The 24598-nt window shown below is 59.3% G+C and carries 18 protein-coding genes; 8 read left to right on the top strand and 10 right to left on the bottom strand.

Annotated elements, in window-relative coordinates; translation table 11 throughout:
* Positions 1 to 164: 164 nt before the first annotated feature.
* The 5 genes from mraY to FFF93_RS01570 all read left to right on the top strand — a co-directional run bounded on the left by mraY (position 165) and on the right by FFF93_RS01570 (position 5492).
* Positions 165 to 1268 carry a phospho-N-acetylmuramoyl-pentapeptide-transferase gene (gene mraY / locus FFF93_RS01590; RefSeq protein ID WP_138767631.1) on the top strand — a complete coding sequence of 368 codons (1104 nt, stop codon included), beginning with the start codon at positions 165 to 167 and terminating at the stop codon, positions 1266 to 1268.
* A 1425-nt stretch (positions 1269 to 2693) separates the two neighbouring features.
* Entirely contained in the window at positions 2694 to 3104 is a 411-nt protein-coding gene (locus tag FFF93_RS01585; RefSeq protein ID WP_138767632.1) for a DUF6804 family protein, read from the top strand.
* 279 nt (positions 3105 to 3383) lie between these two features.
* Positions 3384 to 3758 (top strand): DUF732 domain-containing protein, encoded by a 375-nt coding sequence (locus FFF93_RS01580; protein WP_138767633.1) that lies wholly within the window; start codon positions 3384 to 3386, stop codon positions 3756 to 3758.
* A 168-nt stretch (positions 3759 to 3926) separates the two neighbouring features.
* Positions 3927 to 4823 (top strand): DNA/RNA non-specific endonuclease, encoded by an 897-nt coding sequence (locus tag FFF93_RS01575; protein WP_138767634.1) that lies wholly within the window; start codon positions 3927 to 3929, stop codon positions 4821 to 4823.
* 333 nt (positions 4824 to 5156) lie between these two features.
* Positions 5157 to 5492, top strand: a complete 336-nt coding sequence (locus FFF93_RS01570) for a hypothetical protein (RefSeq protein WP_138767635.1) — start codon at positions 5157 to 5159, stop codon at positions 5490 to 5492.
* Positions 5493 to 6063: 571 nt separating this feature from the next.
* Here the strand turns inward: FFF93_RS01570 and FFF93_RS01565 are convergent.
* Complete coding sequence (locus FFF93_RS01565; protein WP_138767636.1) at positions 6064 to 6681, bottom strand: hypothetical protein; 618 nt, start codon at positions 6679 to 6681, stop codon at positions 6064 to 6066.
* Positions 6682 to 7026: 345 nt separating this feature from the next.
* On the bottom strand, positions 7027 to 7956 hold the full coding sequence (locus tag FFF93_RS01560) for a hypothetical protein (protein ID WP_138767637.1): 930 nt from the start codon (positions 7954 to 7956) through the stop codon (positions 7027 to 7029).
* Between the two features lie 955 nt (positions 7957 to 8911).
* On the opposite strand from FFF93_RS01560, the gene FFF93_RS01555 reads away from it, so the two are divergent.
* Together FFF93_RS01555 and FFF93_RS01550 are read left to right on the top strand one after the other, a co-directional pair.
* Positions 8912 to 9646, top strand: a complete 735-nt coding sequence (locus FFF93_RS01555; RefSeq protein ID WP_138767638.1) for a hypothetical protein — start codon at positions 8912 to 8914, stop codon at positions 9644 to 9646.
* Between the two features lie 149 nt (positions 9647 to 9795).
* Positions 9796 to 10764 carry a hypothetical protein gene (locus tag FFF93_RS01550; RefSeq protein WP_138767639.1) on the top strand — a complete coding sequence of 323 codons (969 nt, stop codon included), beginning with the start codon at positions 9796 to 9798 and terminating at the stop codon, positions 10762 to 10764.
* A gap of 1043 nt (positions 10765 to 11807) precedes the next feature.
* Here the strand turns inward: FFF93_RS01550 and FFF93_RS01545 are convergent.
* The 8 genes from FFF93_RS01545 to FFF93_RS01510 all read right to left on the bottom strand — a co-directional run bounded on the left by FFF93_RS01545 (position 11808) and on the right by FFF93_RS01510 (position 24097).
* Positions 11808 to 12170, bottom strand: coding sequence for a hypothetical protein (locus FFF93_RS01545; protein ID WP_138767640.1), 363 nt, complete (start codon positions 12168 to 12170; stop codon positions 11808 to 11810).
* A gap of 422 nt (positions 12171 to 12592) precedes the next feature.
* The gene (locus FFF93_RS01540) at positions 12593 to 15682 is read right to left on the bottom strand and encodes a type III restriction-modification system endonuclease (protein WP_138767641.1); all 3090 of its coding nucleotides are present in this window, start codon (positions 15680 to 15682) and stop codon (positions 12593 to 12595) included.
* 5 nt (positions 15683 to 15687) lie between these two features.
* Positions 15688 to 17661 carry a site-specific DNA-methyltransferase gene (locus tag FFF93_RS01535; protein ID WP_138767642.1) on the bottom strand — a complete coding sequence of 658 codons (1974 nt, stop codon included), beginning with the start codon at positions 17659 to 17661 and terminating at the stop codon, positions 15688 to 15690.
* Positions 17646 to 18347, bottom strand: a complete 702-nt coding sequence (locus tag FFF93_RS01530) for a DUF4391 domain-containing protein (RefSeq protein WP_138767643.1) — start codon at positions 18345 to 18347, stop codon at positions 17646 to 17648. Before FFF93_RS01530 ends, FFF93_RS01535 begins: the two co-directional genes overlap by 16 nt.
* Entirely contained in the window at positions 18344 to 21607 is a 3264-nt protein-coding gene (locus tag FFF93_RS01525) for a helicase-related protein (protein WP_138767644.1), read from the bottom strand. The genes FFF93_RS01530 and FFF93_RS01525 overlap by 4 nt, the downstream gene beginning before the upstream one ends.
* A gap of 6 nt (positions 21608 to 21613) precedes the next feature.
* A complete protein-coding gene (locus FFF93_RS01520; protein WP_395858406.1) occupies positions 21614 to 21823 on the bottom strand; it encodes a helix-turn-helix domain-containing protein in 210 nt (69 codons plus the stop codon).
* Positions 21824 to 22752: 929 nt separating this feature from the next.
* On the bottom strand, positions 22753 to 23529 hold the full coding sequence (locus tag FFF93_RS01515) for a DUF5677 domain-containing protein (RefSeq protein ID WP_138767645.1): 777 nt from the start codon (positions 23527 to 23529) through the stop codon (positions 22753 to 22755).
* 124 nt (positions 23530 to 23653) lie between these two features.
* Positions 23654 to 24097: a DUF5655 domain-containing protein gene (locus FFF93_RS01510; protein WP_138767646.1), complete on the bottom strand. Its 444-nt coding sequence runs from the start codon at positions 24095 to 24097 to the stop codon at positions 23654 to 23656.
* Positions 24098 to 24349: 252 nt separating this feature from the next.
* Between FFF93_RS01510 and FFF93_RS01505 the strand changes: the two genes are divergently transcribed.
* Positions 24350 to 24565 (top strand): hypothetical protein, encoded by a 216-nt coding sequence (locus FFF93_RS01505; protein ID WP_138767647.1) that lies wholly within the window; start codon positions 24350 to 24352, stop codon positions 24563 to 24565.
* The last annotated feature ends 33 nt before the right edge of the window (positions 24566 to 24598 follow it).

Genomic DNA, 24598 nt, shown 5'->3' with positions numbered 1-24598 from the left:
ACGGAGCAGTCGATGGCGGATCGAGCGTCGGTGGGTGAAGAAACGATCCGGTAGGATCTGCGTCGAACGAGTCGGCGGCGGTGCCCCGGCGATCCTCCTCAGTCACGGACTCGATGGAACGGACCGGATGCCACGGGTCCGGGAAACGGAAGGGGCACCGTTTTATGATTGCGCTGCTGATTGCTGCGGCCTTGGCCCTGGTTTTGACGTTGAGCGGCACACCGGTGCTCGCTCGCTACCTGGTCAAGAAGAACTACGGCCAGTTCATCCGCGACGATGGCCCCACCTCCCACCACACCAAGCGTGGCACTCCCACCATGGGCGGGGCGTGGATCATTGGGTCGGTGGTGATTGCCTACTTCGCAACGCACGGCGTCATGACGATGGTTGGTCAATCGACCGGCCCAACAGCCTCGGGACTCCTGTTGCTCATGGTCGCGGTCGGCATGGGCATCGTGGGCTTTTTCGATGACTACATCAAGGTCTCCAAGCAGCGCAGCCTTGGACTCACTGCGCCGGCGAAGGTCATCGGCCAGACGGCTGTCGGGGTGGCATTCGCCCTCCTCGCACTCAACTTCCCCGATAAGAACGGACGCACTCCAGCCTCCACGGCAATCTCATTCGTTCGGGACACGTCCTTCGATCTAGCCTTCGCCGGGCCGCTAATCGGCGCCATCCTCTTCGTCTTGTGGTCCATCCTGATCCTCACCGCAACATCCAACGGCGTGAACATCACCGACGGGCTGGATGGCCTGGCCGCGGGGGCGTCCATCTTTGTCTTCGGCGCTTACATGCTGATGGGCATCTGGCAGTTCAACCAACGATGCGCTGATCCCAGTGTCCCCGCCAATATTTGCTACGAAGTTCGCGATCCGCTCGATCTGGCCCTGATCGCGGCTGCGCTGTGCGGCTCCCTCGTGGGATTCCTCTGGTGGAACACCACGCCGGCGAAGATCATCATGGGCGACACCGGGTCGCTCGCCCTCGGTGGCGCAATCGCGGGGTTCGCCATTCTGTCCCGCACCCAGCTGCTCCTGGTCATCATGGCCGGGCTGTTCGTGATGATCACCCTGTCCGTCATCATCCAGGTGAGCTTTTTCAAACTCTCCGGCGGCAAGCGCGTCTTTCTCATGACGCCGCTGCATCACCACTTTGAACTGAAGGGCTGGGAACAGGTCACCGTGGTGTCCCGCTTCTGGATCATCGCGGGTCTCTTCGTCGCCGTCGCCCTTGGAATTTTTTACGCCGAATGGGTTGTCCTGCTGTAAACGAAAAACCCCGCCCCGAAACCGCATCGGTTCCTCCGTAACGGCCGTTTTCACGTCCCAAAAGGGCGGCAGCCGATGGCGGGGTTAAAGAAGAAAAGCACCAGTTCGTATGAACTGATGCTTCCCAGTGGTGGCTCCGACCGGCGTCGATCCGGTGACCTTTCGAGTAAGAGTACTGCTCTTTCGGGGGTTTCTGCGGGTTATCAGCATCTTCGATCGTCGCAGGTCAGGGCAGTTTCCGCTGTCACCCGCTTTCGTTGGTTGCCATTGAATCTGCGGGATAGATGCGGGGTTCGGCGACAGTCTCAGCTGCGCACAGGGTCAAACTTGGCCATCCGGACTGCATCCATCGGGAGGTAGTCATACTGGCAGGGGCCCAGACCCTGAACCTTTACGGTCGTGCGTCAGCAAACCAAGTGGCGGTCGCTCTGTCTGCTTCCGGGAACGGGCCCTCTGGAGCCGCGGCCCCCGAACCGTGGGCGTTTCCTGTCCATCGATACTCGCCCCCATCGTGAACTTCTGGGAACACCGGCTCCTCGATGCGGGTCGTTACTTTGTCTTTCGGTCCGCCGAGGTATGTGAAGATCTTAGTCATGCTCTCCACTGTAAGTCCCGCCGTCGACGGCCATAGAGGCGAAGTCAACCCACGTGCCCCGCGGATTAGTTCCGGCTCCCAAATCCCATTGGATCTGCCGCCAAGGCCCCGATATCTCAAGAGCTCTAAGTTGTGACTTTCCGGTCCATGCTAGGTCGCATAACGCGAATGAGTCGGGCCATCCGTCCCCTCATATCCCGCGGCCCCGGGGATTAGGCGGTAGGGCTGTCCGCTTACCCGCGATCAGGAGTCTCGCCAAGTGGATCAGGAGTCTCGCCAACTGGATCAGACTGGTTGGCGTTTTCGCCATGCCTCAGGTGGCTCGGCGGTTTCCGAGAGGTCCTCAAGCCATTCCACACGTCAGAACGTGTCCTGAAGTCCGTCCGGCCCGTTTTCCCTGGTGGCCCTCGAACAATCCCGGAGTCAGCTGTCCAGCAGTCTCCCCGGCGCGCGGAGGCGCCATCGTCGTCCGCGCACGTGGGTTCAAATCCCACCGTCACCGCGAATGAGAAAGGCCCTGCTTCCCCTGTAAACAAAGGGAAGCAGGGCCTTTTGCTTTGCGTGAACTTTGCTCCGCAGTAACGCAGCAGTAACAAAGTTCTTGCCGTGCCCAACACCGACGGCCCGAGAAAGCCGACCAGCGTCGCCCCACCCGCCGCCGGAATACCGCGTGGACTGGTACTCGGATGTCAGGAATGAATTCTCAGTACACCCTCCCGGACCAGTGGAGCATGACGGTCCCAGTCGCTTTTTGCAGGTCAAAACCGTCCGGCCGGGTTAGCATGATGCGGGGGCTCCGCGGAAGGCGCCTGCAGGCCGGGAGGAGCCTCATGGGACAGGACAACTTCAGCACAGAACGTTGGCCGCCCGCGCCCGGTTTCACGGAGACGCAACTGAACGACGTTCCGCTGATCACCGTCCGACCGGCAATGATCCCAGCCGTCGTCGGGGCCGGCCTCATGTTCCTTGCGCTGCAGCGCATGTCCTATGACTACTACGAGCTGCTCCGGTGGGCTGCGCCCGCGGCAGCGATCTGGATCATCGTCATCGCCAAGAGCCAGCACAGGACTTTCTGGGTCGTGGTCATGGCGGCTGTGGCCGTGGTGTTCAACCCGCTCGTTCCGTTCACGATGCCGCGTGAAAACTGGGGCGCCGTGAACGGCTATAGCCTCCTGCTCTTTCTCGGCGCCGGTTACAAGCTGCGGGCCTCGCGGCCGGGCGCCCCCACGACCACGTCATAGCCATGGTGCCGTCCCGCGCGGGCCCGGTGTCGGTTTCCAGCGCGACTCATATGAGCATCAGAGCGGCATCAACGCCCTCGCCCCCAACACATCCGCTGTAACGCAGCCTTAGTCCTGGATTAGTGGATGAAATTCGGCTGGCTGTCGCGGTGTCATCGGATGCTTGGGAGGTGCTGAGTACGGGTCACAACGGGGAATGATCGTGGTGCACTCCGGGCGTAATAGCTCGGTGTTATGCTCACTGCCGTCAAAGCACGACCAAAGTAAACGAAGGTTTCCATGTTCAATCGCTCGACCCTTTGCGGCCTGCTGGCCGTCGTCGCTCTTACCCTTTCCGTCTCCGCGTGTGGCGGGAGTGAAGCTGGTACCCCAGCGACTGGCAGCCAGGTGGCCACTCCGGCCGCAGAGGATGGCACACAAGCCTTCGTGGAGGCGGTGCGGGATCGCGTGCCAACGATTAACAGCAGCACTGATAAAGAGATAGCCCGGATAGGGGAAGACATATGTGTAGATCCAGAGAAGCTTGGCATGACCGCTGCGAATGCCGACGAACTTCACAAGAGCACGCTTGTGCTGGCTAACCATGCCAGCAATAACGCCGAGGCGGCGATGATCGTGGGACTGGCTAAGCAGCACATGTGCCGCCCGGCCTAAGGGTCCCCGAAGCGAGAGGGGGCGCCGCCGGCGCCCCCTCTCGCTTTGGAAAAGAGCAGGGGTGAGGGGGCCAAAATGTGTAACTGTCGTGCGGCGGCGGAAGCCCTGCTGAATTCTGGCTCGGACTCTGTGTCATGCTCTGTCGCGGGGCACTGATACGGTCTGCCCATGGATGAACTAGTGCAAGCCCAGCTCGCATTGAATGTGGAGGAACTTTCCGACCGTCCCGGGTTCGATGAGCAGTTCCTGGGTGCCCGGGTTGGCATGCCGGCCCTCAATGGCGTCGAGTCGGTTCTGCTCCCCTACACCCACTTTTCCGTGCTCATGCGGCTGGACAAGCGCCTGGCAGCCGTTACTGCGCTCGGAATGGACGGCACCAAGCTGATCGATCTGGACCGGTCCGGAATCCAGTGGAGATTGGATCCGCGGCTGCGCGCGGACCAGCAGACCGGCGAGGCGGTTTACGCCGGCAACGACATCGACCGCGGACACCTCGTCCGCAGGGCATCAGCAGTATGGGGCGACACCCCGGCGGAAGCGGCCCGGGCCAACGCGGACACCTTTCACTACACGAACGCAGCCCCGCAGGCCGCAAGGTTCAACCAGGGAATGGACTTCTGGCTCGGTCTGGAGTCCTACCTGCAGGAAAACGCAGCCGACAATGGCCGGCGGCTCGTCGTTTTCACGGGCCCGATCTTCGGTGACACGGATCCCGTCTACCGCGGCGTGCAGATCCCGCTGAAGTTCTTCAAAGTTGCCGCATTCATGCACAACGGTTCCCTTGCCGCCACCGGCTACGTCGTGGACCAGACACCCCAACTGGCGGACCTCCCGGAGGTACCCCGCCCGGGCGCAATCGACGAGGCTCCCCCGTTGGGTCCGTTCCGAACATTCCAGGTACCGATCAGAGATATCGCGATACTGACCGGACTCGACCTGGCACAACTGACCGCAGTGGACCGGATGCCCATTGCTTCAACCCTGCCCGCCGCGCGGGTCGCCTCAACCTGGCGGCGCCTCAAAACACCGCAGGACCTTGACCTCGACTTCGAACTCAACGACTAGGGGAACACCGACCCGCCGGGCGCGCCTGACCCGTGCTGTCCTGTCGCGGCACCTTTTCTTGCAGTACCTGTGAATCCTGTTCGCCAGCGTCAACCACATCAGCGCGGAGATGCCCCGCAGAACATCCCGAGCAGAAGGCGAATATGATCCAGTTGTATACCGCGTTAGCACTGCGCTCGTCGCGAGTCCGTTCGTCGGGAGTTCTTTGGTGGTAGGCCTCAGTGCTCAATGTAGCCGATCCTTTGACATCCTCCCGGCCCTGAAGGACCGGGCTTCCCGCGCCATTAGGTGAATATCCCGAGAAATAAGTCCTTCTACAGCTAGCCTCGAGTCATGGGAGTACTCATTCAGCGCACGCCTATGCGGACATCCACCTATCGCGGGGTGCGCACGGCTATCTGGGTCACTAGTTGTGGGGCGGGACTGATCACAGCCATTGCAATGGCGAGCTTTGGAGGCCTCATCCTCGCCCCAATGCTCTTGATTGTCCTTCTATACGCATACCAGGTCTATTACCCGGAACCCGCCCTCGACGCATGGGACAAGATTCCGAGTAGAGACCGCATAGCCATGATCAAGGCCTGGCATCCTGCCGCAATGGAGTTGGGTCGCTATGACCGCGACTGGGAGATAAAGAAAGTCTGGTCGCGCACGATGCGCGGCAAGTGACGCCAGCCAAACGCGGCTTGTACCAACGGGCAGTTAGACAACTTGCCAGGTTCTCCGAACCATCAGGCCCGCCGAAGATGAAGGATAGAGGTGCGGGCGCAAATGCAGTGAAGGTCGGCCAGCCGCCACTCACTCCCTTGGAGGACTCACTCCAGGGAGAAGGATCCGGGGTTCCTAGTTCCGTGACGCAGCGTTGGAGACGCGGTGAAGACACAGCCGGAGCACGTTCCGGTCCCCGGATTTGGAATGCTCACCCGGGGTGACAGAGCAAGTTCTCGTTTAGTGAAGGCCAGTGCAACAACCTCGACATGTACTAGCGCATGTCAGAGTTGCTGCATTGGTTTTCACTGGACAGGTGTAGCGGTCCGCCTACGTGTTCTGAAGTTTGGACTACCGCCTGATCGTGCGCCGAAGCGCCATGCGCATGACTAGAAACCCAGCGAACTCCGAAAACGCTCCCTGACGGCCTACGACCACTGAACCCAATAGGACTGAATCATCCAGAGGAGATGCGGCTTGTTGCACCGTGTGGATGGATTTGTAACATCCCTTCGATGAAGCGTCTAGGTTGCTACTTGTGTGAAAAAGTGACGCTATTTCCACCGAGTCCATCAATGCGGACTTTGAAAATAGGTTTGGAAGCGTCGTTGAAATTCCAGCCACTTCTCATAGTTGAGCTTTGTCCTGGTTCAAGTATTGCGTCCCAGTAGGCTTCCACTTTGTCATCCTGGACGGTACGGACATCAGAGTCGCCATCCTTAGCACTGTTGGCGACTAACTCTACGTCACTACGTCCCAAGACGACCTTTTCGGACAAATTCTTGATGGAGATATCGAAGTAAAGGTTGTCAGCACCTTTCTCCTTTGTACCCCCGAGGGTCTTGATAGCGAAGTCTGCGTCTTTCCCAGGCATGAATTCTTGAGGTTCTTGCACCGTGATCTCGAGCAAAACCTGATCCCCGCTACGTCGGGAATCTTCATATACCGCCGTTTGCCCATAAAAGCACTTGCCGAAGTTCTCATCGATGTTGCAAGTCGTGTCTTCAACTTTGGCTTCTGGTTCAGCCACTTTTTGTTCAACTCCGACCGGAGTTTGATCAGGTGAAGATGCTGAAGATGGTGAGGATGCTGAAGATGCGCATCCGGAAACGACTAGAATTAGAGCCAGAACTAGTGGGAGCTTCTTCATACAGTGCAATTCTCCTAGACGAGATGTCAGTCAGTGCAAGTTGTGTCTTCGGATTCTGGTTAGGAAATCCTGCCAATCGTAGCCTGTGATGTCTCAAGGCATCACAGGCTCAACACGCTCCTGTCACCGATGTCTTGAGAGATAACAGGCTCGACACTCTCCCGCCGCAAACAACGGCCCCTTGCCCAAGTGGGCTGCGCCTGTCTGAGGACTGCATAGGCGCTGTGCCCACTTGCCTTCGGGGCAGTCGTCACGCAGTCGGGGTTGTCGCACTGGGAAGTCGCGGCGGATTCGCATGCGCGGTCCGCTATCAACTAGCTCGACGGGGAGGCTCAGCTTCGCATCTTATTCCTGACCTTCGCGCTCTGTGCCCACCGTCGGGTGCATACCGGACACGTTGAGATCGACGTGGTGTGCGGGCCAGAGGCCGGCGTGGCCGTGTGGAGCTCTGAAGATAACGTCGTGGTCGGAGGCAATGTTGGGCCTGTCCGCCTGGATGTCGTAGAGGGTCGAGTAGCTGTAGCCGTCCTTGTAGATCGTTTCGACCGGGACGTCCCAGAGCGAAGCCATCACTAGTGCAAAGTCCTGGACGATGAAGCTCCCGGCGAACTCGCCCGGTGGACCCGCTAGAACGGTGACAACATCTTTGCCTCCGATGACGGAATGCATTTTGTCTTTCCACGACGCCTTGGTTATGTAGCTGAGACGTCCGTACGCCTCCCTGAACTGGGTCGGGTGGAGCTTCATCCCTCGCGCGGCGACAAGGTGTGGCTGCTGTACCCCTTCGGAGCGCCCCCAGTCTTGGAGAACGCAAACCACTCCGATCGTTCCCATACGGAGACCGAGCATCGGAAGGAGGAGGTCGTCCATGTAATCGAATCGACGAAGCGGATCTTCGTGATCCAGACACTCGAAGAAGTGGAAGCTGGCGGGGCCTGGGAACTCAGGCTCCCATCTGACGAGACCGGCGGCAGCCTGGAGGAGGAAGTGATGGAAGGCGATGCTCCGGAGGTGCTCTTCAGGCACGAGGCGTTCCCCATCTTGCTCGCGCACGTGTCTCGGTTTAAAACTCTCACGGTAGACGAGTCCGTAATAGATCTTCCCCAACCATATGAAGAGATCACGACGGTCAAGCTGCTTGAAGGCATCGAATCCCTCGCTAAACGCAGCCTTAACCCGTTCCTCAACAGGGCTGAGATCTATGCAATTGCAGGTCAAGCAACACGGTACAGTCAGTCTCCGGTACATCAGTCGGCGTCCGTCGATCTGGGTCACGGAGCCACCCCAGAGATCGAGCTCCCTCAGAAGCCACTTCGGAAAGACGTGCTCGACGGTTCGTTGATCGGACCCCTCCGGGATGTGAGCTCCGCACATAAAGCACAAATCCGGACCGAGCCCCTGACCACGAGAGTCCAAGAACCGACTGTGAATATCCGCGCTCATCACCCTCCGAAAATTACCCGCAGAGATTCCCAGTGGCCATCCCCAATGCCTGCCAATAGAATACCTGAGGCTCAAGATCAAGCGAGGCATGTCCCATTGTCGGTCCCCATGACCACTAACTAGACCGTGAGCCTGCAATGCGCAGGCTAGGCGTATATGTGCTAGCGCATATCGGGGTTGCTGTACTAGCAGGCAGGTACCGGGATCCACGTAACGTGGATCTCCGCGTAGCAGACGGTCTGGGGAGTATCGCGCCCCTGTCTGAGCGGCGCCACCAGCCAGGATAGGCGATCGCTGAAACGCCTCGCTGAGGAACAAACGTCTTTTGGTGAAGACATCATGGTATTCGCTTCAGTCGGTGGACTAAGCACGCCCGCACGCGGAATGTTCGGTACTGCCGGCCTTCACTATTAGGGCGTGGGCTGGAATGCGCGAACGCGGGCCCCGTTTCCTTCGCAGGCACCCGCTGCGCGGCCCTCCGCAGGACGGTAGAGCCAGTGGACCGGGCGCGTAGGATCCGCAGGGCAGCAGCAAAAAACAAAAGGCCCTTTCACGGCCCAAGTGCAGCGAATACCGACAACTCCGGCCCAGGACCATGGAGACGTGCGTTTTCCACTAGACTCGGCCACATGGGTGAATGTATATTGCGGGCGGCGCAGGGATAGTGACGGCATCAAAAAGAGGCGCACCTAGTGTCCCGTTCCATTTCCGTGTAGGTCTTGGTTACATCGACAATTGGGTCCACGAATTTACACATTGGGACTCTACAGATGGCCAGAAGCACACCATGGCAGATCTCGAAGAGTCTCTGAAAAGTCTTCTCCAGAAGAGGGATTTGATCCAGACAGCACGGGGTGCCTTCGGGCCTGTAAGCGTCTACTACCCCAACGCCCATCCCACCCCTCGCCAGCAAGAGGCACTCTTCAACGCTACGCACGACTTTTTTCACACGTACTACTCCGCGGTGTCCGCATTGCTGTCCGTGATCCGGCGACACGCCGATACCTTTGGGGAAGCACCAACGCATTCCATCGCCAGATTCCTGACTTGGTGGAAGCCAAAAGGACTCTTCATGGAAGACGCTTATCCGTTGCTTGAGAAGGCCCGTGCCTTTAGGGCTTTTCTTGATCACAAGGAGTCGCATCCGCCGTACACGTGGCAAACCGTCGACAACAACGGGCTGACTAAGATCATGCTTGTCGGTTCACCGAACGCTAAGGGGGGCATCCCTGAGGGAACGGCGAAGCATCCGACCGGTTGGGCGATCATGGCACCGGACGAAGACTTGGTCGTTTCTGCCCTCGCTGTCCAACTAAATGCTTTGATCCCAGAGATCGGGGCGAACGCCGATATTGCCAGAGCCCTGAACTGCACCTGGGAGGCGAAGGCCACCGCCGACGACGTCGGGCATGGATACCCCGTTTTCGCGCATCGGGAAGTAACGGTTAGCGACATTTACAAACGAACCGTGACCACTCAAGTCACAGTCGAACGGCAGAGCGCACCATCCGACGAGCCGTAATCGTCGTCGGCAGCTAGGGTCTCAGGACGGATCACATCAGTGCTCCTCAGCCGCCCGCCTGAAAAAGCTCCCCGGCGGCCCGACGTGCAGCGAACAGAACGCTTGCCCGGAGCCTGGGCTGAACCAGACACACCTGAAAGGACACCCGGATGGCGATATCTACTCTGTCCCGGAAATTGCTTTGGGGTCGCGCGGCCAGCCATTGTGCGATGCCCTCGTGCCGTAGAACGCTGGCCCACCAGTCCGATTTCAGTGGCGACGCCGTTCTGGTAGGCGAAGAGGCGCACATTGTAGCTAAGAGCCCCGACGGGCCCCGTGGCGACTCCCCGTTATCGCCGGAGCAGCGCGATGAGTACAGCAATCTCATACTTCTCTGTCCAACTGACCATGCACTGATAGACAAGGCCCCGGAGGACTTCTCCGTTGGTTTCCTGTTGGATATGAAGGCACAGCACGAGGCATGGGTGCGAACAACCCTCGGGGCCGCGTCCAATCCGGCAGAGGAAAAGTGGGCAGCCCTAGTCGATAATCTGACGGCCAGGTTGAGCTTGGATACATGGCACAAGGATGTCAGCTCTGTACTCAACGGCGGAGAAGCAAGTATGGCTGCCTCAACCGAAGAACGACTACGCGCCTGCCTGCACTGGATCGCCACAAGGCCGTGGCCGAAAGGTCATGATGAGCTGCGCAAAGTAATCGAGACGATCGGGCACTTCATAAACGAGCTGCTCAGCACGTTTTCTCAGCATGCCGATCTGGACCGCAGCGGCGAGCGTCTCCGCTTCCAAGCCTTCTATAAGATCCCCGTCTGGGATGAAGCGCTTTATGGATCACTCCTCAACGAATATAAAGAATCCCGCCAGTATCTCGCCGATATCATCCTAGAGCTGACCCGATACGTAAACCTGTTCAGCGACGTCGTCAGGGAAGAGATTGATCCGGATTTCCGGGATGAACAGGGATACGCGACGCTCATCATCGAAGGCGACATCCTTCGGTTCGATACCTACGTCCCGCGGTTCTTACAGGAAGAGATATCTGAAATAAAGGGCTTCGAGCATCCGTTTCATGCCTTTGACGAAGTCCGCTCGGCACGAACTCCTCGCTTCTCGTGGTGAGGGAGAAGCTTCCAAGTTCGCGCTGGCCTCTGGGGCACCTTACCCAGCCTCGCCGAAGAAGCTCTCGGGGTCCTCGGTGCCCGAGAGACCTTGGTGGACTGCAGGGGTCTCCCCGCGCCGGGTATCAGCGAAGAGCACCGAGGTCGTCCTGTCAGCGATCTCCAATCTGAGTTCTCACGCAAAACCCACAACATAACGGTCATTATGTTGCTGGTAGCTTCGCTTTCAGGGCCCCTACAGCCGGGCAGTCCGATCAATCTCCAGGTTATGACACAGTCGAGCCGGTGTTGTACGCCCGTGTGCTCCCCGGAGTACTGGATACCGGCCATGCCAAGAGCAAGCAGGAAATCTGTAATGAATGCCCGGTCCGTGGAGATTGCAGAGGAACATCGGCTTGTAGGCCACAGACTGTCCCCAAGGGAGCTACGACCCACGTCGAAGCCCTTCGCCTCAGAGATGCCCCCTGAACACGGCGGCACACCGGAACCAGGCAACAGGGCTTCGCGGCCTCAATCCATCGGTTATACCAAGTTCTACGGGGTTCTAGGATTTTTCGTAGAACCCCGTAGAACTTCCTATAACTGGCAATAGTTAGAAGCGGGTGCTCTGGAGGCGCCATGAGCTGGCCTCGCAGTCGTCGCGCCGGGGTCAGGGCACTGAATCGGCACCCCACGTTCTTCCGAGGCCCGATATTCTGCCAGCCGGGATATCTCAGGCAGGGAAACCCACCGGGCACTGGCGACCGCCAACAAAACTACACTTTAAGCCACGAGCACACTCTCAGTGTGGATCCACGGCCAGCGGCAGAAACTCCGGCGCTGCACAACTCCGGCCCTGTTCCCGGCCTGTCCACATAACAATTACGCTAATCGAGGCTGGGTCGCTAAGGCCGCTATCTGGGCTGCCAACAATCTGCGCGCCCTGCCACCTCTTTAGCAATCACCGGTGGCTGACACCAAGTAGCACGGTGTCCAGGTGAACAGAGAAACTCTGCGCCTGATCTTGTGCAACTTTGAACGCCGACCAGGTTGGCCCTGATGTCCTCAGCCAACCTGGAGCCGGCAATTGGGCAAGGCCGGCCCGGCCGTCATGAAAACCCGCCGCCGCTCAATCCACCACCCGCTTGAAGAGCTCGGTGTTCGGGGTGAAGGCTTCTTTGCTGAATTCAACCTGTAGGCCCTTGCGGGCCAGCGCTGCCCGCTACCCATGATGAGATCGCGGTGTTCGGGCTTCAGGTCGATGACGTCGTCGACCAGGAGATACCCGCCCCAGGCATCGTCAGTGCCAAAGGTCGCCGGCTCGTCGTGGCTCAGCTCGTCCGCCGGGCGAATGACTCGCTGGAGCGGGAAATCAGGGATCTGGTCCAGCGTCGCGTCCATCAGGAACTCCAGTTCCGGGAACAGCACGACGACGTGTCCTCCGTCGACGAAGAAGTCCGGGGGCGTCCGGGGGCGGGACGTAGTCGGGCATGATGTGACCTCCCGCGGCCGCCTTCTTGCGGAAGTACTCGTAGCCGGCCCTAGGTGCTGAAACTAGGGACTAACGGCGGTCCAGAGAGTCAGTGGGTAGCGCCCCGGGGCAGGCTCGCTCGTTGTCGCTTCCTGGTCCATCCGGAGAGGGCGGCATATCGCGCGCACCATCCCACCAGCGAGGCTTCGTCTGAGCAGAGGAACATGTCCACTGCCATGCATTGGGCGCACGAGATGCTCGTGGCCATTGTTCAGACGAAGCTGCTCCACAAAGGCATGAGCCGATAGTTCCTCGTCCTGCTCATCCTGAGAGCCATATTGATCGCATCGTCATCGCGTGAACTCATAGCGCTGGTCCCCTAGCTCACTGAGTGCCCCTCAACCCCAACCCCAACCAGCTGCATTAGCTGACCATAGTCAGTCACAACGTCGTAGTTCACGTTCTGATCATGCTTGCGATTCAGTTCAGCGAAGAACTTGCGGGCGCATTCGATCTTCGCTTCTTCGACTCCGCGAAGCTGCATCGAGGACAGTGAGCCCTTGGTCTCCGCGATGAAATAGACGTGCTTGACTGCGCCGTCCTGGAACGCGATGGCCCAGTCGGGGTTATAGTCGCCGACCGGAGTTGGGATGAAGAAGCCGCGTGGAAGCTTAGCGTAGACGACGACCTCGTTGCTTGTGTCCAGTTCGGCCACGAAGGCACGTTCGCCCTTGGAGTCGGTGACGACATAATCATAGATGTGTTTATTCAGCTTCTCCCCCGCCTTGGCGAAGTCCTGCTTTGTTTGGTTGGCGGTGAAGATCGCGGTGTCGTGCCGCTCGGCAAGCGTGTCGTACGTCAGGTACTGAACGATCACGGTGGCCTTCTGCTCGTTGATCAGCCGCGCGGCCTCGGTGATGAAGTGCTCCGGGTTCTGCCGGTACTTCGCAAACGTCGCCGCATTGACCCTTCCCAGGACGGCGCCGGCCGTCCGGCGGGTGAGCCGGGTCTTCTCGGTAATCTCACCGAGTAGGTCGTACTTGACCTGGGACGCCGTCGATACCGTCTCTGCATGAGTGCTGGTCGAGTTAACAGAGAAACCGTCCCCGGTTGCAAGAGCGTCAGCGTCGAGCACGGCACGTTGCTCGCCGGACTGCACAACATACTGCATTGCCGTGACGTTCAGATGGGCGTCCAGCGCCCCGACGCACTTGTCTATCAGTTCGTTCGAATCGAACTCAACCTGATAGACGGCCTTCTGGTTGATGCGGCTCCAGAGTTCTTTAAACTCCTTCTTGGCGAAGTTCTCTTCATTCAGAGGAATACGCTTGGGCTTTCGCCCGTCATCCGGCAGCGGAACTCCGATATAGAGCGCGTCGACGAGCGGCCAGAGGTGGTCGACCACCGGCTTGAGCAGGTCCGAGTTTGGCTCAGCGAGAGTGCCCGCGTCGCGGGCGGCTTTGTAAGCGTCGGAGACGGTGTCGTCGTCGTTGATGTAGTCGTTCTTGACGAGGTACTTGTACAGCGCGTTCGCCAACGGTTCCCCGACGATGCTGTCCCCGTCTTCCGTGGCGATCGTCTTGCCGATGAAGTACCTGACGCTGGCCTTCCGGGGACGAGAGGCGAGCGACTCGCTGACCTCCTTCTGCAGGCCGGACACAAAGTCGGTGTAGGACTCGTCGGTGACGACGGTAAGCTCGTTGATGTCGTGCACGGTAACAGGGTTGTCCATCCGTTCGCCGTGTTGGTCGACGGCGAGCCGCAGGCCGCGACCGATCTCCTGGCGGCGGGAGAGGGTGTTGTCGCTCCTCTTGAGCATCCCCATTACAAAGACGTTGGGGTTGTCCCAGCCTTCGCGCAGCGCCGAGTGGCTGAAGATAAACCGCACCGGCTCGGCGAACGATAGCAGGCGCTCCTTATCCCTAAGAATCAGGTCGTAGGCACCGACATCCGTAGACTGCCCCGCATCCTCACCACGTTTAGCCACGCTTGGGTCCACTAGCCGCCTGGTCTTTTTGTCGACCGAAAAGTAGCCCTGGTGCGTTTTCTCTACACGGATCGACTCTAGGTGGTGCCTGTATGCCTCCGCCTCGCTGTCGAAGTCCAATTGGCTGAGCTCGTCGGCCGCCAGCGCCCGGTACTCCTCCTCGAAGACGCGCGCGTAATCACCGAGCGTGTCTTCACGCTCGTAGTCGCGGTACTTGGCCACCTCGTCGATAAAGAACAGCGATAGCACCTTGATGCCTTGGGCGAAAAGCTCGCGCTCCTTGTCCAGATGCGCGCGGATGACCTCCCGGATCTGGATGCGGCGCTTGGCCTCTTCGGTCACGTCGGCGGTGATCTGCCCTGCAGCTACGATGCTGCCGTCGCTGAGTTCGATGACGTCACGGTTAGCGTCGATGTCAGTGATGATGAGGTCTTTGTATGCCTCGATCCCATTGGAGATGTCATGGAATCGGGCACCCAGGTCGAGCCGCTTGACCTGACGCTTGATGCCGCTCTTGGTCTGCACTTCCAGCTCGATCCGTGCCCGGGGCTTCGCACCCTTTGCGATTTCGATCGCGTCTAGATACAGGTAGGCCGTGCTCCCCGCCAGACCCTTCACGGTGATGCCGCGCACGGCGATCTTCTTCACGAGCTTCTGGTTATAGGCATCCAGTGCGTCCAGTCGGTGTACCTTGTTGTGCCCGACCTTATGGGTCGCCGAGTACCGCAGCACCATCAGAGCATTGAATCGGCTCAGCGCCTCTAACGACTTGGCAGCGCCGATCTTCTGCGGCTCGTCGATGATGACGATCGGCCGGTTCGCACTGATGACGTCGATCGGCCGTCGGGACTGGAAGTCATCCAGTACGTCGTAGATACGCCGGTTGTCTTTGCCAGTAGCGTTGAACGCCTGGATGTTAATAATCATTACTTGCACGCCGGCGTCAGAGGAAAATCGCTCCAACTCGTGCAACTGTGAAGAGTTGTAGATGAACGACCGCGGCTTGGTGCCGTAAATCTGCTGGAAATGCTCAGCCGTGATGTCTAACGACTTCTTTACTCCCTCGCGGATTGCTACGCTCGGCACCACGATTATGAACTTGCTCCACCCATGGCGCTTGTTCAGCTCCATGATCGTTTTGATGTAGACGTAGGTCTTGCCCGTCCCCGTCTCCATCTCGACATCGAGGTTCACCGGCCCTGCTTTGCTCGGCACGAGTGTGGGCGACAGCGGCAGGTTCCGGCTGCGCTGAACCGCCTGTATGTTCTCCAGCAACTGCGCAGAGGTTAACGCGATTTCCGCGTTCCGAAGACCTGAATCGTGCTGGCCGGGAATCTCCAGTGTTGCCTGCGCAGGCTTCTCCCGTCGACCTGGATCGATCCGATAGGACACCCCGCTATCGCGGAGCTGTCCGACAAAGCAGCCAACGACCGCATCGACTGCTTCGGTCTGATACTGCTGAACCTTGAATTGAAGCTTCATCAGGCTCAGATCGCCTTCACATCGGTCGTCGGCGACACCTCGGCGAAGACCTGCTCGGCATTGATGCGGTCGGCGTCCCGTGCGAAGCCCGAGTCACGGAACACCGCTCGCAGCGGCTCCCGGGAAGCGATCTCGCGCACTACGCCGGGGCTTACGCTATCGGCGAAGCATGCGACCAGGGCGCCATCTTCGATGAAGAACACCTCGCGCCCGTCGATCATCTCTACCGCGATCGGCATGGTGAGCTCCAAGCCCCAGTCAAGCAGAACCTGGAACAGCAAGTCCTCGCCGGTGCGATCTGGCTTCACACTATCCGTGTAGAGAGGGAGGTTGTCCTGCTTGAGCGCATCTGGCGTGCGCAGGAGATCCGCGAAGTTGCTCGTGGCAACTTTGAGGACGCGAAAGCCGACATCCGGTCCCTCGGCAGACAGCACTGCATCCGTCGCTATTCTTGTCCCAGCGCGGCGAATACGTTCCCGGGCGAGGTCGGCGATTGTGGCATACCCAGCTTTTGCAGCTTCGGATCTAGAGTCCAATGCTTCATCCAACTGCACGACGATGAACTTCCGTCGGCCTCCGTCCGCCGCATTCTGAGCAAGCACGGCATGCGCTGTTGAGCCTGAGCCTGCAAAGAAGTCGAGTACCAGCGCGTCGTCCTTCCCCTGCGTTACAGAATTGATCCATTTTGAGAGCACGCCAGTGTCTTTCGGATGGTCGAACACATCCGCTCCCAGCAGATCAATGACCGCCGCAGTTGCTGTAGCACGCTCCTGAACAACAACTGGACGAATAGCCTGATCCTCCTGTTCGTCGAGGTACATCTTCCGGCGCGGCGTGTTGGTGTGGTCCTCGCCAAAGAGAATCCGGCCCTCCTCCATCATTTGGTCCATGGTTTCGCGTGAGTAACGCCAACCGTTAGGGTGCATAGGCACCGGTAGCCCCGTCACGGGGTGTACGAGGTCGTACTGCAGATTCGCGCGGGGGTTCGGGCTAGCGAGCGGGCCGCGGAGGAACACTCGACCGTTATCATCGATCTCGGAGTAGGACTGAAGTCCCTTCTCGATCTCCGGCTTGGTACGAAACCATTCACGAAACATGGTGGTCGCCTTGGCAGAGTTGCGGCCAGACCTCTGCCATGCGTCACGTGCCGCAGAGACAACTAGGCTATAACCGCTCTTTGGTTCTTTCCACCGTGCGTCTTCAGCGATGAGACGATTGCGGTCACGCCCGTAAATGAGCATGTAGTCGAGACCACCAGCTGTGAAACGCGCATCGTTCTTTCCTCGCCCCTGCCAAACGACGTTTGCCAGGAAGTTCTGACTTCCAAAAACTTGATCGAGGAGTTGCTTGAGAGCCGAATGCTCGTTGTCATCGATCGCAGCGATTAGAACGCCAGTATCACTCAGCAGGTTGCGGGCGAGCTTGAGCCGCGGGTACATCATGCTTAGCCAATCTGAATGAAAGCGTCCGTTGGACTCAGTGTTCGCGACAAGCCGCGTGCCATGATCATCGACCTGACCAGACTTGGCGAGGTAGTCTGCCGTAGTCTCCGCAAAGTGGTCGTCGTAGACGAAGTCCTTGCCCGTGTTGTAGGGCGGGTCGATGTAGACGAGATCGACTTTCCCCAGGTAGGACTCTTGGAGCAGTTTGAGGGCGTCGAGGTTGTCACCTTCGATGAAGAGGTTTTGCGTGGTGTCGAAGTCGACAGACTCCTCGCGCGCGGGGCGGAGCGTCTTGGCGATCGGTGCGTTCGCAACGAAGAGCGCTTCGCGCTTTCCGGGCCAATCGAGTTGGTAACGCTCCTGCGACCCCTCGACAACGTGGTCGGACAGCTCCTGACGCAGCAGGTCGAAGTCGATGGCGTGCGTGAGGTTACCGTCGTCGTCTCGCCCCTCGGTGATGACTGCGGGGAATAGCTCGGCAATCTTGTCGATATTCCGCTTAGTCAGGTCCGGTGAGTGCATCAGTAGTTTGTCCACGGGGTGTCCTCAGTCATTGGAGTTGCAGTGTCGATAAGAAGGGCAAGCTCCGCGGTCCGGGCACGGAACTGGCGCCGCAGTTGCACCTTGCGATTGAACTGCGGTTCGTTTCGGAGCTTCTTTTCCAGGACAGCTACGTCACGTTCGAGCTTTGCCACCCGGTGCATCCTGCCGGTTGCCGCCGATATATCCTCGCCGGGGCGTGTGGCGATGGGCAGAATTGGGGTCAGAAGTCCGGCGTAGAGCCCTGGTAGATCGAGTGCGGGAGGTAATGAAGCACGGGGCGCGTCTGCTGCGTGCCATTCCGTGGTGAAGTAGGCGCTGAGCCGCGGGGCCAGGCCGTCGAGCTGCTTGTGAGACGCAACCATGCGGGTGCCGCCCGTGGCGCGACTGATCTCGAAGATGATCGGGAACGGCACGGCCCTGTCGATCGCGTTGATCACATCCCCACTGACGTCATCGTCCTTGGCCTCGACGACGAAGACTTGAATCTCGGGAACGCTGTCGTCGCCGCGAAGGTGGATGGTCTCGTCGGCGAGCTTGTATGCCCAGGTGATGCGCTGGACCTCCGAGACAAATTTCTCGCGCAGGGCGGCCGAGATAGTGGCTTGCTCGTAGAACTTGGCTTTGGGCACGACGCGGCCGAACTTGGCAGCCGCCGGCCAGCGGTACAGCAGCGCGCTCATCCCTCGGCGCCCGGACATGGGTCCACGATGGCGAGGAACGCGATCAGTTCGAAGTCGTCTAGCCCGGCGATGGTCTGGGTCAACGCGGTCGTGTGCCCGGCGGTGAACAGGCTGTCGAGGTCACGCTCCTCGGTCAGGTCAATCATGGAGCGGATCGCTGCGGTGAGCAGGTTGGAGTAGCGGCTCATGTCGGAGCCCTCGAGGGTGGCGGCGTTAAAGATCCGGCAAGCATCAGCTACGGGTTTGTCATGCACGCGAGATCCCGCACGGATGAGGTCGAGCATGTGCTTGACCTCGGTGTGGTCGGCGATCACGTTGCCGTCGTTGTCGAGGTAGACGAGGTAGTACGGGTGCAGGCGGTTCCCGCGGTTGATTGTCTCGTCCGCGTTGACGTTGCGCAGTGCGAAGAGGACTCCCGGGTCCAAGCCAATTTCAGGCCGTGCGGGCACGACGGCGTGCAGGCCCTTGGGCGCCGCGGTGAGGTCGCCGTACTCCTTGACGTAGCCGAGCAGGTCCATGCGGAATTCATTAAGACCGAGGTCGGTGATGGAAACGCCGGTGCGCACGTCCTCCAGTTCGATTACCTCGTCCTGGAGCTTGCGAAGTTGTTCCTTGCGGAACGCGGTGTCGCTTGACTCCTGGGTGAGGACGTTGTCGTCGGCGGTCGCGGCGAGGTCGGCGATGACCATGCGGTTCTCCACGCGCTCCTTGAGGTTGATGTACTCGTCCAGGGAGATATCTGGCCAGAAATTCACAAGTTGGATCTGCGCGTTGATGGAGCCGATGCGGTCGATGCGACCGAACCGCTGGATGATCCGCACCGGGTTCCAGTGGATGTCGTAGTTAACCAAGTAGTCGCAGTCCTGGAGGTTCTGTCCCTCGCTGATGCAGTCGGTGCCGATGAGTACGTCGATGTCGCGCTGCTCGCTCGGCATGGCAAGATGGCGGGACTTCGACCTTGGAGAGAACAGGGTGAGCACTTGCTGGAAGGCGAAACCCTTGCCGAGCGTGGTGCGGGGGTTGCCCTGCCCGGTCACCACAGCCGTGTGCAAGCCCTGCTGTGCGAGTTGCGGGGCGAGTTCGCGGTAGAGGTAAGCGGCGGTGTCTGCGAAGGCTGAGAAGATGAGCACCTTGCGGTTGCCCGCGTTGATTGGTGTGGCGATCTTGCTTTGGATGCGCTGCTTCAGTGCCTGGAGCTTCAGGTCATGCTGCGGAGTGACGACGCTGACCCCTGCCAACAGTTCGGCGATCACGCCTGCGTCGTGGGCGAGGTCGTGTCGCCATGATTCAATGTCCATGTCGGCGAGGTCGATCTGTACCTTTGTCCCGACGGTGCCGCTGGAGGGGAACTCAAAGTCGTCGTCATCGGCTTCGAGGTCGCCGATGGCGGCCGCGAGATCGGTTACCGAACCGACGTGATTGTCTATTGCAGAAATTCCTTGGTCGACTGTGCCGCCGAGCTTTGTGAGAGTGATGCGGAACGCCTCAACGGAACTCTCGAGCCGTTTGAGCAAGTTCACCGTCATGAGCTTCTGGAGACCGCGCTCACGGTTCGCGTGCCCGAGGTTTGCCATGCTTCCGCTTGTTGCCGGGTCGTAGAGCAGCTCGTACTTCGCCATCCTGCTCGGGAACACGTACGTCAGCGGTGCATACACGGCGAGGGTTAGTGACGACAGCCTCTCGAACATTTCGTTGAACGATGGTACCCCGCCTAGGTCCGTCAGCGGTGACCGCACGGACTCCGGCGGGAGTCTTTCGGGGAACGCCCCGATGTCGGATGTGTCGTAGAACGCTTGAATTTGTTTGCGGGAGCGGGCGATCGTCACCGCGTCGAGCATCTCGAAGAAGTCGAAGTCCAGCCGGGAGAGGATCGCATCTGTTGTGCGCTGCTCTGCAGGGAGCTTTGACCACTCGTTGAACACCCGCTGAGTCTGCCGGAATACTTCCTCAATGCTCGTGGAGATGTTGAGTTTGGCCGACAGGTTCTGCGAGTCGCCTTCGTAGGCCAGCGCGAGCTGGTTACGAAGGTCGGTGAAGTGGTTGTTAACCGGCGTCGCCGACAACATGAGCACCTTGGTCTTCACGCCCTGCTGGATGACCTGCCGCATGAGTCGCCCGTAGCGGGTCTCTTTTTCGGTGGTGAAGTCAGCATTGCGGAAGTTGTGCGACTCGTCGATCACGACGAGGTCGTAGTTGCCCCAGTTCACGCGGTCCAGCGGGATGCCCAGGGATTCACCCCGAGTGCGCGATAGGTCAGTGTGGGCGAGCACATCGTAGTTGAAGCGGTCGGACGCGAAGATATTCGTGGTCAGGTTCGCGTTGTAGTTCGTCCAGTTCTCGGCCAGCTTCTTCGGCGCGAGCACGAGCACGGATTTGTTGCGCAGCTCGTAGTACTTGATGACCGCCAGGGCCGTGAACGTCTTGCCCAGGCCCACGCTGTCAGCGAGGATGCAGCCGTTGTAGGTCTCCAACTTGTTGATCAGGCCCGTCGCCGCGTCGCGCTGGAAGTTGTACAGGCTCTTCCAGATCGCGCTGTCCTGGTATCCGGTCAGGTCGTTGGGCAGCACGTCGTCGTTAATGTCGTCGAGGAACTCGGAGAACAAATTGAACAGGATGAGGAAGTAGACGCGCGCCGGTGAATTTTCTGCGTACACCGACGCAATGTGGTCATGTACTGACTCGGTCACGTCTTCTAGCTGCGCAGAGTTGTGCCAGATCTGGTCGAAGAGTTGCACGTACTGCGACGTCATTGGCGCGTCGTCGAGCTTGGTGACCATGTTGGACACCGCGTTGCCGCGCTCGTAGCCAAGATCCGCGGATGTGAAACCTTGGAGCGGCAGGTACGCGGCCTTTTCGTCAACGATGGCGAACTGCTGCATCGGCGCGACAGTCTTGTTCGACCGGAACCGCACCTTGCGCCGCACCCACTCAGCGCACTCGCGCGCGATCGCGCGCTGAGTCATCTTGTTGCGCAGCCGAATCTCAAACTCCGAGCCGTACAACATCGACTCGCCGTTCTGGCCGTGTGGAATGAAGAACTCGCGCTGTTCCTTTGGGAGGCGGTCAGTTGTTCTGGCGGTCACAAAAGAGGGCGAGGTGAAGATGAACTGTAACTCCTCCAGATGCTCCAGCTCTTTGCGCAGAGCCTCGAACGCGAAGATCGAGAAGGAAGACGCTGCGATGCGCAACCTCGAACCCGTGACAATCTCTGCCCTGAGATCATCACCCAGCAACTCGTTAACGTTGTCGATGATCCGCATGGGCCGTCATTCCCCCTCGTCCGATGAACTCGGCATCTCTTCGGCCGCACCACCCCGGCGCACCCACTCGTCAACTTCACTGATTTGAAACTTCCAGAGACGATCGACCTTGTGCGCGGGCATGCCCTTGGTAGCAATCCATGAGTAGACAGTGTCCTTGATGATGCCCAGATGCTCGGCGACCTCTTCAGCGGAGAGCCAGGATTCAGGCATCATTTACCTTTCTGACCGAGTTTTACCGAGTTTCGCAAAGCAAGTGCCAGTGTATCCGGTCGGTAATGCCCGCTTCGGCAGCGGAGGAAGCTGCTCACAGCTGAATGCTGTTGAAGTCCGGTGAGCTGCGCAGAATCCAGATAGGCGGGCGAGGGCTGTGGCACATTGCCCCCGTTGACCTTCGATACGTCCCAGCTTCAGAGACGGCTGCAGCGCCTCATTCGCCGGTACGGGGTGATCTGGAAATCCTTAGCTACCAAACTTTCATCAGGAGCAGAAATGCTGGTTCGCCGCGGTCGGAGCAGGCCTAAGATGACACCTTGATCCTGCTGCTGTAGGTCAGTAAAGACTCGTCCAACGGACGAAGGTGGCTCTGCAGCTCGCGCTTTAAAAGGATGACGTCTGAATCATCGATAGGGATGGGGGGCCTACGGAGCAGCATGCCCCAGTTCTTTTGTCCGCGCAGCGCGTGAAGCTGAGGAGCCAGTGGTCCTATTTCCGGGCCGGTCGAGTAGGGAGCCAAGGTCTCAAGCTTGATCTGGCAGCCGCTCGCGAACGTTCGACCCGAAATTTCCACTTGCGGGTTGAGCTGAGTGACCTTACTCTGCACAGTTGCGGTCCCGATTACCCTCGTCCGGCCCTTATTGGGACTGTGATATGCGTTTCGCGTCGTCAGCAAGAAGAGCTCGTCCCCTGGCTGCAATGCAGAGACCTCTCGTCGGGGCCTGGCCGCAAACGCCATCCGCTCATTCAGGAGCACCCAAAGGATTGCTTCGCGCTCGCCTAGGACGAGCAAGTACGCCGAGGTCTTTCCCATGCCTCAATATTTCATAGTACAAGCGCGGATGCACGAGTTTGAGTAGGCGTCCCAGTTCCTTGGAATTGGGACGTCGGCGGGGACACGGTGGACTCCATGGATCAGCGGGCCGGCCTCAGCTCTGTGTGTCCCGGCTCTCCCGGGTGGCCGTCCAGAGGTTCTCCATTTTTTGGTCAAGCTCGTGCAGTGGAGTTATGAAATACGGATTCAGTCCAGCGATGTGTGCATAAGCCCTCAGTGCAACGAGCACATTGATGCATACCTGAGCATCCACCCTGTTGTCTGCTTCCGCTTTTGCCCGTGTCCTAAGACGGATGAGATGGGAGTCATCGTCGCGTTCGAAGTAGCTCTGGGCGCTAATCAAGGTTGGGTGGCTGAACTGTGTTTCCAGAAGCCAAGCCATGTATAGCTGGCCGAGAGAGGGCAAGCGTTTCACGACGTGTGCAAGATGGGCGAAGGAGTCTAGGTGTCTGTATTCCTCGCTGGCTTCAGCCTGCATCCAGTCAATTTCGCTCAGCCGTTCAGGAGGTAAAGCCCAACCATTCGATTGTGCTTTCTTCAACTTTTCCAAGCTGTGCGATCGTTCTCGAAGGCCGACCTCGATCGCTTCAACGCCTGCGTCGGCTGTGTAAGCAAGCCTGATGGAGTGTTCGATGATCGAGCGCATGAGAGGAGCAGCTTCCGGGCCAAGGCCGTTCTTGGCCAAAAGGATTGCGGACTCCCCCGTTCGGATTACACGGACCAGCCAACCCCAAGCTACGGCTGTTGTTGCAGCAGTCGTCCATGTTAGACGACTACCGTCGCGGTGGGGAACATTTTGGGGAGCCGGCGCCGCCTCCCACAGTGACGCGATTTCATTAAAAAGATCTACGAACGGTTCGTCTTTAACCATTTACCTCCTCCTTCCTCATGTGCGCCTCACAGCGAGCCCCTGGGCCCTCAGACCCTGCCGCCAGCCCCTCCACCTTCGCCGGCCGATGGGAGCTGACCACTGGCTCGGGCCACTCCCCGGGTGGTCAGTTGGCCGCATAGGCCTGTCGCGTGAGTTCCTCCACCAGCGGCCAGTTGGCCGTATTGACGACTCTCAGTTCGACGTCTCCTGTCCCGAAGTGCCCGATTTTACTGACGTCCCGGCTGAAGCCTTCAACTAGATCTACGGTCTGGGGGTCGAGCTTCAAGTAAACGAGTAGGTTCCTGGAGGAGGGGTGCACTTCTACGCAGGCGAAGTTCTTTAGGCGGCGGAAGGCAAAGTAGAGGGATCGCTCGTTCCTCACTACGTCATCGCCGAGTGACAGCGCGAAAGCCTCAAATTTTTCATACAGGCCGGGTAACTCAGGGTCAGCCTGCGCGAGTAGTTCGGTGACGGTTTTGGGTCGAGATGTCTTTTTATCCAGTCGCACTGCTTGCCAAGGGATCGGCGGAAGGCGAACCTGCTCCAATACCGGCTCAACCGCGAACACAAGGTACGCGAGCTCGGGGCACGAATCCCAGAACTAAAGACCGCAGCAACGGAATCCAAGGACAGAACTGAACGCTCGAAGCTCCGCAGCGAACAGCAAACGGGCGACGCAAGCCTCAAGACGCTCCTGGCAGTGCCTCCTCTGACCGAGGACGACGTGTGTTCCGAATGCGCACGGCCGGCATCACGCCACGGCTGGGTCTCACCACCCTACGACGGTCCCTGCCCGGCATGGCCCGGCTAGGCCGAACGGTTGAGGCAAGCTCGTGAAATTCTTTTCGCTGCAACCGAACGCACAAAGGCGAAGGAGGAACCGGATCCGAAGCCACATCCAATCGCTGTCCTGCCCTCGGGGCTTCCGATCGCCGAAGTAATCACCAAGCTCAGCGAGCTGCAGAACGACCACCCGGACGCGATCGTCAAACGGGGCCGCGCGAACAAATGGGAGATTTGGCCCGCCGACGCCTGACCTCCTCGGCGCCCGACGGCAACTGTCGATCGA

Source organism: Arthrobacter sp. KBS0702 (assembly GCF_005937985.2).
GTDB lineage: Bacteria > Actinomycetota > Actinomycetes > Actinomycetales > Micrococcaceae > Arthrobacter.
Note: the sequence above shows the minus strand (reverse complement) of the source record. Positions and strands in the feature narration are given on the sequence as shown.